The sequence below is a fragment of the Gryllotalpicola sp. genome (assembly GCF_027352875.1).
Lineage (GTDB): Bacteria > Actinomycetota > Actinomycetes > Actinomycetales > Microbacteriaceae > Gryllotalpicola.
The window spans coordinates 1-15,678 of sequence record NZ_DAIEII010000044.1 but is presented as its reverse complement, the minus strand read 5'-3'; the positions used below and the strand labels follow the sequence as shown (position 1 = coordinate 15,678).

Here is a 15,678-nt window from a genome sequence, read left to right as displayed (position 1 = left end):
GAGCGAGTCGGGTAGAGCTTCGTGATGACGGCGGTGTTCGCCTTCGGGGCTGCTTCGATCGCGGCGCGCATGCCGGCCCCGCCGGCGCCCACGATGACGACGTCGAACTGATGGTGGTGGACGTTCGTCTCAGTCACGATGGCGTTATTCCTTTGTAGGCCTTAGTGGGCGGTGCAGAACGAGAGAGTCGGGTCGGACGGGCACGGGTCGAACACGGTGACCGTGTAGGTGCCGAGGATGATGAGCACGGCGACGGCCGCGACGATCGCGATCTTGAGGACGCGGTTGACCGTCGCGTTGTGGGCGTAGTCGTTGACGAGGGTGCGCATGCCGTTGCCGCCGTGGATGAGTGCGAGCCACAGCATGAGGCCATCCCAGACGCGCCAGAACGGGCTCGCCCACTTGCCGGCGACGAAGGCGAAGTCGACACCTCGGATGCCCTCGCCGAGCACGAGATTCACGAAGAGGTGGCCGAGGATGAGGATGACGAGCAGCACGCCGGAGGCGCGCATGTAGATCCATCCCCACTTCTCCCAGTTGACGCCCTGGCGGGGGCTGCGGGCGGGGGTGCGGGGGGCGTCGATCGTCGTCATCATGACTGGCTCTCCAGGATGATGTTGTGGAGCTGGACGGGGAGGAATCCGGCCATCAGGACCGCCCAGACGACCACGACAGTCCAGAACATGACGCGCTGGTACTTGGCGCCCTTGCTCCAGTAGTCGATGAGGATGATGCGCAGCCCGTTGAGCGCGTGGAAGATGATCGCCGCAACCAGCGCGCACTCGCCGAGGCCGAGGAACCAGTTCTTGTAGGTGCCGATGACCGCGTTGTACGCGTCGGGGCCGAGGTTGAGCACGACCGAGTCGAGGATGTGCACCAGCAGGAAGAAGAAGATCGCGACACCGGTGATGCGGTGCAGGACCCAGGACCACATGCCCTCTCGACCGCGGTACAGCGTGCCGCCCGGTCGGGATTTCTTCGGCGTCGGGATCGACACCGTCTCAGTTGCCACCGAACAACCCTCCTCGGCTGTCTAAGACGCCTGCGCGCCTGGGCCAGTCTATGACTGCGCGCGTATTCGGCGGCGCTAGAACCACCCTAATTTATCTTGACGTCGAGATAAGCCGGGGCGACTGCGCGTCGGCGTCAGGCGACCGCGATGCGCTGCCGGGCGAGGACGCCGGCCTCGCGATAGTGCTCGAAAAGCTCGTCGCACACGACCTGCCAGGAGCGGCCCAGCACCGCGCGGCGGCCGGCCTCGCCCATCCTCAGGCGCAGGCCCGCGTCGCCGATGAGCGAGCCCACCTGCTGACGCAGCTCGTGGTCGGTCGCGAAGAGGAATCCGTCGACGCCGTGCTCGACGAGGTCGATCGGGCCGCCCGCACGCGGGGCGACGACGGGCAGGCCGCTCGCGTGGGCTTCCTGGATCGTCTGGCCGAAGGTCTCCTCGGTGCCGGTGTGGACGAAGATGTCGAGCGCGGCGTAGGCCGCGGCGAGGTCCTCGCCCGCCAGGCGCCCGAGGAATGCGACGGGCAGCGTGCCGAGCTCCTTCCGCACCGCGGGCAGCGCCGGGCCGTCGCCGACGACGGCGACGCGGATGCCGGGCACGTAGCGCAGCGCGCGCAGGCGCTCGACCTGCTTCTCGGGGGCGATGCGGCCGACGTACCCGACGACGACCTCGCCGTCCGGCGAGAGCAGTTCGCGCAGGTAGCGGGTCTTCTCGGCGACGCGGTTGTTGGGGTGGTAGCGCTCCAGGTCGACGCCGCGGCCCCAGCGGAAGACGCGCTCGACGCCAGCGCCCTCGAGGTCGGCCTGGCTCGTCGACGAGGGGGCGAGCGTCATCGTCGCGCCGTCGTGAACCCACTTGAGCAGGCGCCACGCGACGGGGGCGGCGAGGCGGAGCCTGTTCCGTCTGGCATAGCCGGCGACATCGGTCTGGTAGACCGCGACCGACGGGATGCCGAGGCGGTTCGCCGCCGCGATCGCCTGCGCGCCGAGCAGGAAGGGCGCCGCCGCGTGCAGCACGTCGGGCTTGAACTCGGAGAGCAGTCTGGTCACCTGCGGACTCGGCAGGCCGACCGGGAACTGCCGGTAGGTGACGGCGGGGACTTGATGGACGGGGAATCCCGCGTAGCGTGCCGGGGCACCGGCGGCCGGGCAGATCACGATCGCGTCGTGGCCCTCGGCCGCCAGGCGGTCGAGGACGCGGCAGACACTGTTCGTCACGCCGTTCACGGTCGGGAGGAAACTCTCGCTCACGATGGCTACTCTCACGCCCCGAACGTAAGAAGGCCATGTGGAACGACGGTGAAACTGAGGTTAACTGGCGTCGCGTGTCTCGTTAATGTCGGGTGGGTAGCCTGAACCACATGAGCGAGCCGGGTTTCTATGCGGTGATCCCAGCGGGCGGCGTCGGTTCGCGGCTGTGGCCGCTGTCGCGTGCCGACGCGCCGAAGTTCCTCCAGGACCTCACCGGGTCTGGTCAGAGCCTGCTGCGCGACACCTTCGACCGGCTCGCGCCGCTCGTCGGCGAGGACCGCATCATGGTCGTCACGGGGCGGGCGCACCGCGCCGCCGTCGAGGCGCAGCTTCCCGCGCTGCGCGACCGCAACGTCGTGCTCGAGGCCGACCCGCGCGACTCGACCGTCGCGATCTGCCTCGCCGCCGCCATCCTCGAGCGACGCGAGCCGGGGGTCATCATCGGCTCCTTCGCGGCCGACCACATCATCGGGGACCTCGCGAGCTTCCGCGCGGCGGTGACCGAGGCGGTCGCCGCCGCGGCGAGCGGGCGCATCGTCACCATCGGGATCGAGCCCACCGAGCCCGCGATCGGGTTCGGGTACCTCCGCGTGGGCGAACTGCTCGGCGTCGAAGGCGCCCCGACCGCGCGCGCCGTCGAGGCATTCGTCGAGAAGCCCGACCGGGACACCGCGGCGGCCTACCTGGCATCCGGCGACTACCTCTGGAACGCGAGCATGTTCATCGCGAAGGCGAGCGTGCTGCTCGAGGAGCTCGGCCGCAGCCGGCCCGCGCTGCTCGCTCAGCTCCTCGAGCTCGCCGCAGCGTGGGACGATCCCGCGCTGCGCGGGCCGACGGTCGATCGCATCTGGCCGAAGCTCGAGAAGATCGCCATCGACTACGCCGTCGCCGAGCCCGCCGCCGCCGCCGGGCGCATGGCGACCGTGCCCGGGCGCTTCTCCTGGGACGATGTCGGCGACTTCGCCGCCCTCGCGAAGCTCAACTCGGGCGGACGCAAGAACGACCTCGCCATCCTCGGCGAGCACGCCCGGGTCCTCTCGGACTCCTCGAGCGGCATCGTCGTCAGCCAGTCGGGGCGGGTCATCAGCGTCATCGGCGTCAAGGACATCGTCGTCGTCGACACGCCTGACGCCCTGCTCGTCACGACGACGGAGCACGCCCAGCGCGTCAAGGCGGTCGTCGATGCGCTCAAGATCAGCGGTTCCGACGTCATCTGAGTTCCGGATATAACGGCACGGTGAACTTCCGGCAGCGCGGACTGTTACTCAGCCTTCACCTTCGATAGCGTGACTAGAACTGCGCACCCCCTGCGCGGCCCAAGCACACCAGGAGGAAACCGTGAGAATCACAGCACGAAGGGCCGCGCTGCCGGTCCTCGCCGCGATAGCGAGCACCGCACTGCTCGCTGGATGCTCCCAAGCACCGTCGTCGAGCCCGTCGACGAGTTCGACGAGCGGCGCCACCCAGACCACCGCGAGCAACTTCCTGCCGTGCATGATCTCGGACTCGGGCGGCTTCAATGACCACTCGTTCAACGAGCTCGGCTACAACGGTCTCGTCCAGGCCGCCAAAGACCTCGGTGTCAGCCAGAAGAGCGCCCAGTCGAAGACCGACGCGGACTACGCCAACAACATCAACGCCATGCTGAACCAGAACTGCAACCTGATCATCACGGTCGGCTTCCTCCTCGCCGACGCCACGAAGGCGGCGGCCCAGAAGAACCCGAAGACCGACTTCGCCATCATCGACGACAACTCGATCGACCTGCCCAATGTCCAGCCGATCGTCTTCGACACCGCTGAGGCCGCGTTCCTCGGCGGGTACGCTGCCGCGAGCTATTCGAAGACGGGCGTCGTCGGAACCTACGGCGGCATGCAGATCCCGACGGTCACCATCTACATGGACGGCTTCTACGACGGCGTCCAGTACTACAACCAGCAGAAGGGTAAGAACGTCCAGGTCGTCGGCTGGAACGAGAAGACCCAGAAGGGTTCCTTCACCGGCGGCTTCGACAACAACACCGCCGCTCTGACCACCGCCCAGGGCGTTCTCAACCAGAACGTCGACGTCGTCATGCCGGTCGGCGGCCCGATCTACCAGGCGGCCGCGTCCGCCATCAAGAGTTCCGGCAAGTCGATCGCCCTCATCGGCGTCGATGCGGACGTCTACTACACCGACTCGTCCGTGCAGAACATCCTGCTCACCTCCGTCGAGAAGGGCATCCAGCAGGCGACCGAGGCGGTCATCAAGGACAGCGCGGCCGGCAAGTTCTCCAAGACGCCGTACGTCGGAACGCTGAAGAACGACGGCGTCGGCATCGCCCCGTTCCACAACTTTGCGGGGAAGGTCGACCCGAACCTGCAGAGCGAACTGGACACGATCAAGGCCGGCATCATCGCCGGTTCGATCACGGTCGCGACGCCGTCGGCGCCGAAGTCCTGAGCTGCACTGCGGGGTCCGGCCGGGCTGGGGTTCAGCCCGGCCGGACCCCGCATGGTTCTGCGGACTCAATCAAGCGCCGGGAGATCGGGAAGGTACTTTGAGAGCATGAAGCTCGAACTGCGCGGCATCACCAAGCGGTTCGGCCCCTTCGTCGCGAACGACGCGATCTCGCTCACCGTCGAGCCGGGGGAGATCCACTGCCTGCTCGGCGAGAACGGCGCAGGCAAGTCGACCCTCATGAACGTGCTCTACGGCCTGTATCCGGCCGACGACGGCGAGGTTCTCCTCGACGGCGAGGTGCAGCACTTCAAGAGCCCCGGCGACGCGATGCGTGCCGGCATCGGCATGGTGCACCAGCACTTCATGCTCATCCCGGTCTTCACCGTGGCCGAGAACGTCATCCTCGGCCACGAGCAGACCAAGCCCGGCGGCCGCCTCGACCTCGGCGCCGCGCGCCAGCAGGTGCGTGAGATCTCGCAGCGGTTCGGATTCGACCTCGACCCCGACGCCCTCATCGAGAGCCTGCCCGTCGGCGTGCAGCAGCGTGTCGAGATCATCAAGGCGCTCTCCCGCGACGCCAAGGTCCTCATCTTCGACGAGCCCACCGCCGTGCTCACCCCGCAGGAGACCGAGGAGCTCATGCGGATGATGAGGCAGCTGCGCGACCAGGGAGCCGCCATCGTCTTCATCACCCACAAGCTCCAGGAGGTTCGCGACGTCGCCGACCGCATCACCGTCATCCGGCTCGGCAAAGTCGTCGGCGAAGCCCTGCCCACCGCGAGCAACGCCGAACTCGCCTCGATGATGGTCGGCCGCGCTGTTGCGCTGGAGGTCGAGAAGGGACCGTCGCATCCCACCGATGCAGCGCTCGTCGTCAGTGGCCTCAGGGTTGCCGATCCTCACGATCAGATCGTCGTGCGCGATGTCAGCTTCACCGTGCACGGCGGCGAGGTGCTGGCGATCGCCGGAGTGCAGGGCAACGGCCAGACCGAGCTCACCCAGGCACTCGTCGGCCTGCAGCCCAAGGTGACCGGCTCCATCACCCTCGACGGCGACGAGCTCGTCGGCCGCAGCGTGCACCAGGTGCTCGACGCCGGCGTCGGCTACGTGCCCGAGGACCGCAGCAGCGACGGTCTCGTCGGCGGGTTCACGATCGCCGAGAACCTCATGCTCGACCGTTCCTCCGGCGGGCCGTTCGTGAAGGCGGGCAGCCTGCAGCTGAAGGTGCTGGGGGACTTCGCCCGGCAGAAGGTGCAGGAGTTCGACATCCGCGCCCTCGGCTCCAGCGAATTCGCCGGCCAACTCTCCGGCGGCAACCAGCAGAAGGTCGTGCTCGCCCGCGAACTGAGCCGCGACCTCAAGCTCCTCGTCGCCGCGCAGCCCACGCGGGGCCTCGATGTCGGCTCCATCGAGTTCGTGCACAAGCGCATCATCGCCGCGCGCGACGCGGGCATCCCGGTGGTCGTCGTCTCCACCGAACTCGACGAGGTCACCCAGCTCGCCGACCGCGTCGCCGTGATGTTCCGGGGCGCCATCGTCGGAATCGTTCCCGCGGACACCCCGAGGGAGACGCTCGGCCTCATGATGGCCGGCGAAATGCCCGGAGGGGTGAAGGCGGCATGACCGCGACAGCCGCCGCTCCTGGCCCCGCTCAGGTCGAGATGCCGAAAGACCCCTCGCGCGGGCGGCAGATCATCCGCGACATCCTCGGCGGCAGCGTCGTCATCTCCATCCTCGCCGTCGTCGTCGGACTCGTCGTCGGCGCCATCCTCATCGCGGTGACCGACCCCGGCGTCCAGGCCGCCTCGGGCTACTTCTTCGACCGGCCGGGCGCCACTTTCGCGGCTCTCGGGGACTCCGTCGGCGGCGCGTACTCCTCACTCTTCCAAGGTGCGATCTACGACTTCGGTCGCCCGGACTTCCTCTCCGGAATCGCGCCGTTGATGAACACGCTCGACCTCGCGACTCCGCTCATCCTGGGCGGCCTCGGCCTGGCGCTGGGCTTCCGCATCGGCCTGTTCAACATCGGCGGCCAGGGGCAGACCCTGGTCGGCGGCGCGGTCGCCGGCTGGGTGGCGTGGTCCTTCCCGCTGCCGTTCCCCTGGGGACTCATCCTCTCCATCATGGCCGGGATTGTGGGCGGCGCGGTGGCAGGAGGGGTCGTCGGCCTCCTCAAGGCGCGTACCGGGGCCAGCGAGGTGATCGTGACGATCATGCTCAACTACATCGTCTTCTACTTCATCTCGCTCCTGCTGCGCACTCCGGGCGCGCTCCAGGCTGCGGGCACGATCAATCCCAAATCCCCGTCGCCGCCGGACAGCGCCCGCGTGCCGGACCTGTTCGGTGCGCAGTTCTCCGTGACCTGGATGTTCGTCATCGCCATCGCCGCGACGGTCTTCTTCTGGTGGCTGATGTCGCGCTCCAGCCTGGGCTTCAAGTTCCGCGCGGTGGGCGAGAACCCCGCCGCGGCGCGCACCGCAGGCATCGGCGTCGACAGCATGTACATCTGGGGCATGGTCCTCAGCGGCGCCCTGGTCGGCCTCGTCGGAGTCAACCAGGTGCTCGCCTTCACGGTAGGCGGGTTCGGTTCCGGTTTCGACGCCGGGATCGGCTTCAACGCCATCACCGTGGCACTGCTCGGGCGCTCGCGGCCCCTCGGAGTGTTCCTCGCCGGGCTGCTGTTCGGGGCGCTGAACTCCGGCGGCTATGTCATGCAGGCCGCCAACGACATCCCGATCGACATCGTCCTCGTCGTGCAGTCGATCGTCGTGCTCTTCATTGCGGCTCCGCCACTCGTCCGCGTCCTCTTCGGGCTGCCGCGGCCCGGCACCGCTCCCCGTCGCCGCGCGAAGGCGCCGAAGGCGGTGGAGGCCGAATGACGACCGTGGCGGGCATCCCCGGTGCCGTCGCGTTGGAGAAGCTGGACACCCGCAGCTGGAAGACGCCCGTGGCGCTGGGCGTCTTCGCGCTCGGTGCCGTCGTGCTCTTCCTGGGCTTACCCCGCGACGGTCAGGCGGATTTCCAGTTCAGCCAGAGCGGTGACTTCTTCAGCATCCCGGACCTGATCTTCACCGCTACGCCGGTGTGCATCGGCCTGGCCTTCGCCTGCGTGCTGCTGGCCGCCGGGTCCTTCGCACTCGTGTGGTTCAAGCGGCTCACCCCGCTGTGGTACATCGGCATCTTCGCCGCGCTGTTCCTCGTAGGGTTCCTCGCCTGGGCGGCCGCGGGCCTGCGACCGCTGCCGTTGACCGGGCTGCTGCTCGGGTCGGTGAGCCTCTCCATCCCGCTCGTCTTCGGTTCGCTCGGCGGCGTCATCGGCGAGCGCACGGGCGTGGTCAACGTCGCCATCGAGGGGCAGCTGCTCGGCGGGGCGTTCACCGCAGCGCTCGTGTCGAGCGTCACGGGCAGCTTCACCGCGGGTCTCTTCGCCGCCGCCGTCGCCGGGGTGCTCATCGCCCTGATCCTCGGGGTGTTCGCGATCACCTACATCGTGGAACAGGTCGTCGTTGGCGTCGTCGTCAACGTGCTCGTGCTCGGGCTCACGAACTTCGGATACAGCACGATCCTCACCGTCGACCCCGAGCACCTCAACCGGAGCGCGACGCTGCCGGCGCTGCCGATCCCGTTGCTGTCGCAGATCCCCGTCATCGGTCCGGCGCTCTTCGACCAGAGCATCATCGTCTACGTCGCCTACGTCGCGGTCCCCGCCGTCTGGTACGCGCTCTTCCGAACGAAGTGGGGGCTGCGTGCGCGGTCCGTCGGCGAGCACCCGGAGGCGGCGGACACCGTCGGCATCAACGTCAACCGGACCCGCTACCTGAACCTCGTCATCGCCGGAGCCATCGTCGGCTTCGGAGGGGCGTACTTCACGATCGGCTCAGTGGGCAGCTTCAGCCAGAACATGACCGGTGGCCAGGGCTTCATCGCGCTCGCCGCGGTGATCTTCGGCAGGTGGGACCCGGTGCGCGCGGCGATGGCCGCCCTGCTCTTCGGCTTCGCGACGAACCTGCAGAACAGCCTCGGCATCCTCGGTTCGCCGGTGCCCAGCGAGTTCCTGCTGATGCTGCCGTACCTCGTGACGGTCTTCGCCGTCGCCGGTCTCGTCGGCCGCTCGCAGGCGCCCGCTGCAGACGGCAAGCCCTACATCAAATAGACAGCACAGGGGAGCGGATGGCTCAGATCGACTGGGACGCGCTGCGGGATACCGCGCGCAAGGCCCTCGCCAATGCGTATGCTCCCTACTCGGGTTTCCCCGTGGGCGCGGCCGCGCTCGTCGACGACGGCCGCGTCATCGCGGGGGCGAACATCGAGAACGCCTCCTACGGCGTGACGCTCTGCGCCGAGTGCTCGCTCGTCTCGGCGCTCATCATGGGCGGCGGCGGCAAGCTCGTCGCGTTCGCCTGCGTCGACGGCAACGGCGACGCGCTCATGCCGTGCGGGCGCTGCCGGCAACTGCTCTACGAGCACTCCGCCGCCGGCATGCTGCTGGCGACGGTGAGCGGCATCAAGACGATCGACGAGGTGCTGCCGGATGCCTTCGGGCCGCGCCAGCTCGCGGAGTTCCACCGCCATGGTTGAAGCCTTCGACGCCGTCGACCTCATTCGCGTCAAACGCGACGGCGGCGAGCTGAGCACCGCCCAGATCGACTGGCTCGTCGACGCCTACACCCGCGGCTATGTCATCGGCGAGCAGATGGCGGCGATGGCCATGGCCATCCTGCTGCGCGGCATGGGGCGGCGCGAGATCCACGACCTCACGCTCGCGATGATCGCGAGCGGCGAACGGATGGACTTCTCGCAGCTGGGCAAGCCGACAGCCGACAAGCACTCCACCGGCGGTGTCGGCGACAAGATCACGCTGCCGCTCATGCCGCTCGTCGCCTCCTTCGGCGTCGCGGTGCCGCAGCTCTCCGGGCGGGGCCTCGGGCACACCGGCGGGACGCTCGACAAGCTCGAGAGCATCCCGGGCTGGCGGGCGTCCCTGACGAACGACGAGATCATGGCCCAGCTCGCCGGCCCCGTCGGCGGGGTCATCTGCGCCGCCGGAGCCGGACTCGCGCCGGCGGATCGCAAGCTCTACGCGCTGCGCGATGTGACGGGCACCGTGGAGGCCATCCCGCTCATCGCCTCCTCCATCATGAGCAAGAAGATCGCCGAGGGCACCGGCGCGCTCGTGCTCGACGTGAAGTTCGGCTCCGGCGCGTTCATGGTCGAGCAGGCGAAGGCCCGCGAACTCGCTGAGGTCATGGTGCGCCTCGGCGAGGATGCCGGGGTGCGGACGACCGCCTTCCTCACCGACATGGATGTGCCGCTCGGGCTCGCCATCGGCAACGCCAACGAGGTGCGCGAGTCGCTCGACGTGCTCGCCGGCGGCGGACCCGCCGACGTCGTGGAGCTCACCGTCACCTTCGCCCGCGAGATGCTCGCGCTCGCGGGCCATCCCGATGAGGACGTCGAGGCCGCGCTTCGCGACGGCCGCGCCATGGATCGCTGGCGGGCCTTCATCGCAGCGCAGGGCGGCGACCCGGATGCCGCGCTGCCCGTCCCGCGCGAGACGCACACCGTCGCCGCGCCGGTCTCGGGCGTGCTCGAGCGGCAGGACGCCCTCGCCTTCGGCGTCAGCGCGTGGCGGCTCGGCGCCGGACGAGCTCGACCGAGCGATCCGGTTCTGCACGCCGCGGGCATCGATCTGCACGCCAAGCCGGGCGACGCGGTCGTCGCGGGCCAGCCGCTCTTCACCCTCGCCACCGACGAAGCGGAGCGCTTCGAGCGCGCCCTCGAGGCGCTCGAGGGCGCGTGGTCGATCGCGCCGGTCGGCAGCCCCGTGGAATCCCGTCCGCTCGTGGTCGACCGGATCACGGCGGTACCCTGAGGCCATGGCCGACGACGACTATCTGCTCGACGGCGTGAGCATCGCGGCCCTGCCGAAGGTCTCGCTCCACGACCACCTCGACGGGGGGCTGCGCCCCCAGACGATCATCGAGCTCGCCGACGAGATCGGCCTCGACCTTCCCGCGTCCGACGCGTCGGCGCTCGGGCGCTGGTTCGCCGCCCACGCCGATTCGGGCTCGCTGGTGGAGTACCTCACGACATTCGACGTGACGATCGCGGTGATGCAGACCGAGGCGGGCCTCGCCCGCGTCGCCCGCGACTGGGTGCTCGATCTCGCTGCCGACGGCGTCGTCTACGGCGAGGCGCGCTGGGCCCCCGAGCAGCACCTCGCACGCGGGCTGTCGCTGGACGCCGCTGTCGAGGCGGTGCAGGCCGGCCTCGAGCAGGGCGTCGCCGACGTGCGCCAGACCGGCGGCGACATCGCGGTCGGCCAGCTCGTCACCGCGATGCGGCACACGGACTCCTCGCACGACATCGCCCGCCTGGCCGTGCGCCACCGCGAGCGCGGCGTCGTCGGCTTCGACATCGCCGGCCCGGAGGCGGGATTCCCGCCGTCGCGCCACCGGGAGGCCTTCGACTACCTCGCCTCCGAGTTCTTCCCCGTCACGGTGCACGCCGGTGAGGCCGACGGGCCGCCCAGCATCCGCTCGGCGCTCATCGACGGCCGTGCGCTGCGGCTCGGCCATGGCGTGCGCATCGCCGAGGACCTCGTCATCGAGCACGAAGACGACGACAACTCGTTCGTCTCGCTCGGCCAGCTCGCGCAGTGGGTGCGCGACCGCGGGATTCCGCTGGAGCTGAGCCCGTCGTCGAACCTGCAGACCGGCGCCATTGCCGCCTGGGGCGACGCGCTCGCCGATCACCCCTTCGACCTGCTCTACCAGCTCGGCTTCCAGGTCACCGTCAACGTCGACAACCGGCTCATGTCGGCGACGTCCCTCACGCGCGAGCTGTCGCTGCTCGCCGACGCGTTCGGCTACTCGCTCGCCGACCTCGAGACGTTCCAGCTCAACGCGGCAGAGGCCGCCTTCCTGCCGCTCGAGGACCGCGAGGACCTCGCCGACCAGATCTCGCTCGGTTTCGGCGCCGTCAGCTGACAGTCGGGATCAGCTGAGGAGCTCGCGTACCGCGGTGTCGAGCGCCGCGAGCCTCGCGTACGCCTCCTCCGGCGTGTCGCCGCGCACGTCGAGGTAGGCCTTGAGCTTGGGCTCGGTGCCGGAGGGTCGCACCATGACGCGTGAACCGTCCACCAGTCGATAGCGCAGGATGTCGGCGGCCGGCAGCGTTTCGGAGTCTTCCGCGAGGTCGTCGACGCCTGCGACCTTGAGCTCGCCGATCTGGGACGGCGGCGCGGCCCGCAGCCTCGCCATCGTCGCGCCGATCCGGCCGGGGTCGGTGACGCGGATGCTGATCTGTGCGCTCTCGAAGAACCCGATGCGCTCGCCGAGGCGGCGGATGCTGTCGGCGACGGTGAGCCCCATCGCCTTCCAGCGCAGCGCGAGAGACAGGAACCGCGTGGCCGCCGAGATGCCGTCCTTGTCGTGCACCGCCTCGGGGTTGACGAGGTAGCCGAGGGCCTCCTCGTAGCCGTAGACGAGGCCCGGCACGCGCGAGATCCACTTGAATCCGGTGAGCGTCTCGACGTACTCGACGTCCCAGGCCTCGGCGATCGCGGCGAGACCCGGCGATGAGACGATCGAGGAGGCGAGCGCGCCCCGGGCGTGGCGGCCGCGCGAGCCTTCGGCGTACTCCTCCGCTGCCGCCCACCCCAGCAGCAGCCCCACCTCGTTGCCGCTGAGGCGCCGCCAGCCGCCCTCGACGGTGTCGTCGGGGATGGCGACGGCGAGGCGGTCCGCGTCGGGGTCGTTGGCGATGACGAGCTCGGCGCCCACCTCGCGTGCCGTGACGAACGCCAGATCCAGGGCGCCCGGCTCCTCGGGGTTGGGGAAGGCGACGGTGGGGAAGGTGGGGTCGGGGTCGGCCTGCTCGGCGACGACGGCGGGTTGGGGCAATCCCGCAGCACCCAGGACGCGCTCGGCCACCTCGAGCCCCACGCCGTGCAGCGGCGTGTAGACGACGCCGAGCGAAACGCCCTCGGGCAGCTCGCCCGCCACGGCGGCGGTCGCGGCCACGTACTCGTCGACGAGCTCGTCGCCCGCGATCTCGTAGGCGCTGGAGCGCGGAAGCTGGTCGATCCGGTGCCGCGCGACGCGCTCGATGTGCGCGGCGATCTCGCCGTCGGCGGGGGGCACGATCTGCGAGCCGCCGTCGGCACCGCCGAGATAGACCTTGTACCCGTTATCGCGTGCGGGGTTGTGCGAGGCGGTGACCATGACCCCCGCCGAGGCCTTGAGGTGGCGCACGGCGAAGGCGAGCAGCGGCGTCGGCAGCATCCTGGGCAGCAGGATGGCGCGCACCCCGGCTCCCGCCATGATCTCGGCCGTGTCGCGGGCGAAGACCTCGGAGTTCTTGCGCCCGTCGTAGCCGATGACGACGGAGGCGTCGTCCGGCTGCTTCGTGCGCACGTAGGCGGCGAGCCCGCCCGCCGCTTGGGCGACGAGCACGCGGTTCATGCGGTTCGGGCCGCCGCCGAGTTCGCCGCGCAGCCCCGCGGTGCCGAACTCGAGGCGGGTGTCGAAACGGGAGTGGAGCTCTTGCCAGGCGCTTGCGAAGCCCAGCGACGCGCCTTCGATGATGCCCTCGAGCTCGGTGCGGGTCTCGGAGTCCGGATCCTGGGCGGCCCAGCGGCGCGCCTGGCGCAGCAGCGAGGTCACAGCGCCTGCACGATACGGGCGAGGACGGTCGAGATGACGGGCTCGGCGTCCCGGCCGGCCTGCAGCACCTCCTGGTGCGACAGCGGCTCGGACGAGATGCCGGCGGCGAGGTTCGTGATGAGCGACATGCCGAGGACCTCCATGCCTGCCTCGCGCGCGGCGATCGCTTCGAGCACGGTCGACATGCCGACGATGTGGCCTCCGATGATCTTGGCCATCTGCACCTCGGCCGGCGACTCGAACTGCGGGCCGCGGAACTGCACGTACACGCCCTCGTCGAGACCCGGTTCGACCGTCCGGGCGAGTGCGCGCAGCCGCCGCGAGTACAGGTCGGTGAGGTCGACGAAGGTCGCGCCCTCCAGCGGCGAGGCCGCGGTGAGGTTGATGTGGTCGCTGATGAGCACCGGCGTGCCGGGCGTCCACGACTCACGGATTCCGCCGGCGCCGTTGGTGAGCACCATGATCTCGGCGCCTGCGGCGGCGGCCGTGCGCACCGAGTGCGCGACGCGCCGCACGCCCTTGCCCTCGTAGAAGTGGGTGCGCGCCCCGATGACGAGGGCGCGCTTGCCGTTCGGCAGCAGCACCGAGCGCAGCGTTCCGACGTGGCCTTCGAGCGCGGGTCTGGAGAAGCCCACGATCTCGGTCGCCGGAATGACGGCGGTGGTCTCGCCGACGAGGTCGGCCGCCTTGGCCCAGCCGGAGCCGAGCGTGAGGGCGATGTCGTGGTGCTCCACCCCTGAGCGCTCCGCGATCTGCCGCGCGGCTTCGCGGGCGACGTCGAACGGATTCGTCTCAGCGAGGTCGAGATCGAATTCGGCCATGGGCGCTACCTTAGCGGCCATCCCGGTACGGCAGGATTGAGGCGTGGCCTTCGAATTCGAGCGTAAGCAGAGCATCGTCGTCGTGGGCGGCGGTCCCGGCGGCTACGAGGCGGCGCTCTCCGGGGCGCAGCTCGGCGCAGAGGTCAGCATCGTCGAGCGCGTCGGCATCGGCGGCAACGCGGTGCTCACCGACGTCGTGCCGTCGAAGACCCTCATCGCCACCGCGGAGGCGGCCGGGCGCGTTGCCGACGCGGCGGACCTCGGCGTCCAGTTCTACGCGACCGGGGAATCCGGCAAGACCGTCACGCCACGCATCGCCGTCAACCTCGCCGCCGTCAACAACCGGGTGGCCGACCTGTCGCGTCAGCAGTCCGACGACATGCGCGACGAGCTCGAGGCGGCCGGCGTGCGGATCATCGAGGGCGAGGGGCGGCTCGAAGGCGCCCACACCGTCGTCGTGTCGACCGGCATCGGCAAGGAGGCCCACCATACCGACTTCGAGACCCTCGAGGCCGACACCATCGTCCTCGCCGTCGGCGCGCGGCCCCGCGTGCTGCCCTCGGCGCCGGTGGATGGCGAGCGCATCCTCACCTGGACGCAGCTCTACGGTCTCAAGGAGCTCCCCGAGCACCTCATCGTCGTCGGCTCGGGCGTCACCGGCGCCGAGTTCGCCTCCGCCTACTCGCTGCTCGGCGGCAGGGTGACCCTCGTGTCGAGTCGCGACCAGGTGCTCCCCGGCGAGGACGCCGACGCCGCCGCCATCATCGAGCGCGTATTCCGCCGCTCCGGCATGACCGTGCTCAACAAGTCGCGCGCGGAGAGCGTTGCGCGCGATGGCGAGGGCGTGGTCGTGAAGCTCCAGGACGGCCGCGAGATCACGGGCTCGCACTGCCTGCTCGCGGTCGGCTCGATCCCGAACACCGGCGACCTCGGTACCGAGAAGGCCGGAGTGCAGCTCGCCCCGAGCGGCCACATCCGCGTCAACCGCGTGGCGCGCACCTCGGTTCCGAACATCTACGCCGTCGGCGACTGCTCGGACGTGCTGCCCCTCGCGTCGGTCGCCCAGATGCAGGGCCGCACCGCCGTCTTTCACGCGATGGGCGACGCGGTGAGCCCGCTCGAACTGCGCAATGTGACCTCGAACATCTTCACGCAGCCCGAGGTCGCGACCATCGGCTGGAACCAGAAGCAGATCGAAGAAGGCCTCACCCGGGGTGTCATCTACAAGGTTCCGCTCGAGCAGAATCCCCGCGCCAAGATGCGTGGCATCAAGGATGGCTTCGTCAAGCTCTTCGCCAGCGCCGGCTCGGGCACCGTCATCGGCGGCGTCATCGTCGCACCGCAGGCCTCCGAGCTCGCGCTCTCGCTGGCGCTGGCGGTCGAGCATCGGCTCACGGTCGACCAGGTCGCACGCGCGTTCGCGGTCTACCCCTCGCTCTCGACGAGCATCACGGATGCAGCCCGAGCGATGCACATCGTGCAGTAGGGGC

General features: G+C 69.7%; 15 protein-coding genes. 9 read left to right on the top strand and 6 right to left on the bottom strand.

All coding sequences use genetic code 11. The features are described from left to right. From M7D61_RS05130 to M7D61_RS05115, 4 genes are all read right to left on the bottom strand, one after another. Window positions 1–137 (bottom strand): FAD-binding protein (locus M7D61_RS05130; RefSeq protein ID WP_298228253.1); only part of this gene is annotated, 137 nt, incomplete at its 3' end. 24 nt (window positions 138–161) lie between these two features. Continuing rightward, complete coding sequence (locus M7D61_RS05125) at window positions 162–593, bottom strand: succinate dehydrogenase hydrophobic membrane anchor subunit (RefSeq protein ID WP_298228251.1); 432 nt, start codon at window positions 591–593, stop codon at window positions 162–164. Continuing rightward, complete coding sequence (gene sdhC / locus M7D61_RS05120; RefSeq protein ID WP_298228249.1) at window positions 593–1,012, bottom strand: succinate dehydrogenase, cytochrome b556 subunit; 420 nt, start codon at window positions 1,010–1,012, stop codon at window positions 593–595. Before sdhC ends, M7D61_RS05125 begins: the two co-directional genes overlap by 1 nt. A gap of 134 nt (window positions 1,013–1,146) precedes the next feature. Continuing rightward, window positions 1,147–2,274 carry a glycosyltransferase family 1 protein gene (locus M7D61_RS05115; RefSeq protein ID WP_298228247.1) on the bottom strand — a complete coding sequence of 376 codons (1,128 nt, stop codon included), beginning with the start codon at window positions 2,272–2,274 and terminating at the stop codon, window positions 1,147–1,149. Window positions 2,275–2,369: 95 nt separating this feature from the next. Between M7D61_RS05115 and M7D61_RS05110 the strand changes: the two genes are divergently transcribed. The 8 genes from M7D61_RS05110 to M7D61_RS05075 all read left to right on the top strand — a co-directional run bounded on the left by M7D61_RS05110 (window position 2,370) and on the right by M7D61_RS05075 (window position 11,690). Next, on the top strand, window positions 2,370–3,476 hold the full coding sequence (locus M7D61_RS05110; RefSeq protein ID WP_298228245.1) for a mannose-1-phosphate guanylyltransferase: 1,107 nt from the start codon (window positions 2,370–2,372) through the stop codon (window positions 3,474–3,476). 121 nt (window positions 3,477–3,597) lie between these two features. Next, complete coding sequence (locus M7D61_RS05105) at window positions 3,598–4,701, top strand: BMP family ABC transporter substrate-binding protein (RefSeq protein ID WP_298228243.1); 1,104 nt, start codon at window positions 3,598–3,600, stop codon at window positions 4,699–4,701. A gap of 105 nt (window positions 4,702–4,806) precedes the next feature. Continuing rightward, entirely contained in the window at window positions 4,807–6,324 is a 1,518-nt protein-coding gene (locus M7D61_RS05100) for an ABC transporter ATP-binding protein (RefSeq protein WP_298228241.1), read from the top strand. After that, window positions 6,321–7,580, top strand: a complete 1,260-nt coding sequence (locus M7D61_RS05095) for an ABC transporter permease (RefSeq protein ID WP_298228240.1) — start codon at window positions 6,321–6,323, stop codon at window positions 7,578–7,580. Before M7D61_RS05100 ends, M7D61_RS05095 begins: the two co-directional genes overlap by 4 nt. Then, window positions 7,577–8,854: an ABC transporter permease gene (locus M7D61_RS05090; RefSeq protein ID WP_298228238.1), complete on the top strand. Its 1,278-nt coding sequence runs from the start codon at window positions 7,577–7,579 to the stop codon at window positions 8,852–8,854. The genes M7D61_RS05095 and M7D61_RS05090 overlap by 4 nt, the downstream gene beginning before the upstream one ends. A gap of 17 nt (window positions 8,855–8,871) precedes the next feature. Further along, entirely contained in the window at window positions 8,872–9,279 is a 408-nt protein-coding gene (locus M7D61_RS05085; protein WP_298228236.1) for a cytidine deaminase, read from the top strand. Next, window positions 9,272–10,573, top strand: a complete 1,302-nt coding sequence (locus M7D61_RS05080; RefSeq protein ID WP_298228235.1) for a thymidine phosphorylase — start codon at window positions 9,272–9,274, stop codon at window positions 10,571–10,573. Before M7D61_RS05085 ends, M7D61_RS05080 begins: the two co-directional genes overlap by 8 nt. A gap of 4 nt (window positions 10,574–10,577) precedes the next feature. Further along, a complete protein-coding gene (locus M7D61_RS05075) occupies window positions 10,578–11,690 on the top strand; it encodes an adenosine deaminase (RefSeq protein WP_298228233.1) in 1,113 nt (370 codons plus the stop codon). A gap of 9 nt (window positions 11,691–11,699) precedes the next feature. Here the strand turns inward: M7D61_RS05075 and M7D61_RS05070 are convergent, their stop codons facing one another. After that, entirely contained in the window at window positions 11,700–13,367 is a 1,668-nt protein-coding gene (locus M7D61_RS05070) for a phospho-sugar mutase (RefSeq protein ID WP_298228231.1), read from the bottom strand. Further along, complete coding sequence (locus M7D61_RS05065; RefSeq protein ID WP_298228229.1) at window positions 13,364–14,188, bottom strand: purine-nucleoside phosphorylase; 825 nt, start codon at window positions 14,186–14,188, stop codon at window positions 13,364–13,366. Before M7D61_RS05065 ends, M7D61_RS05070 begins: the two co-directional genes overlap by 4 nt. Window positions 14,189–14,231: 43 nt before the next feature. Here M7D61_RS05065 and M7D61_RS05060 point away from each other — a divergent pair, with 43 nt between their 5' ends. Then, on the top strand, window positions 14,232–15,674 hold the full coding sequence (locus M7D61_RS05060; RefSeq protein WP_298228227.1) for an NAD(P)H-quinone dehydrogenase: 1,443 nt from the start codon (window positions 14,232–14,234) through the stop codon (window positions 15,672–15,674). Window positions 15,675–15,678 lie beyond the last annotated feature (4 nt).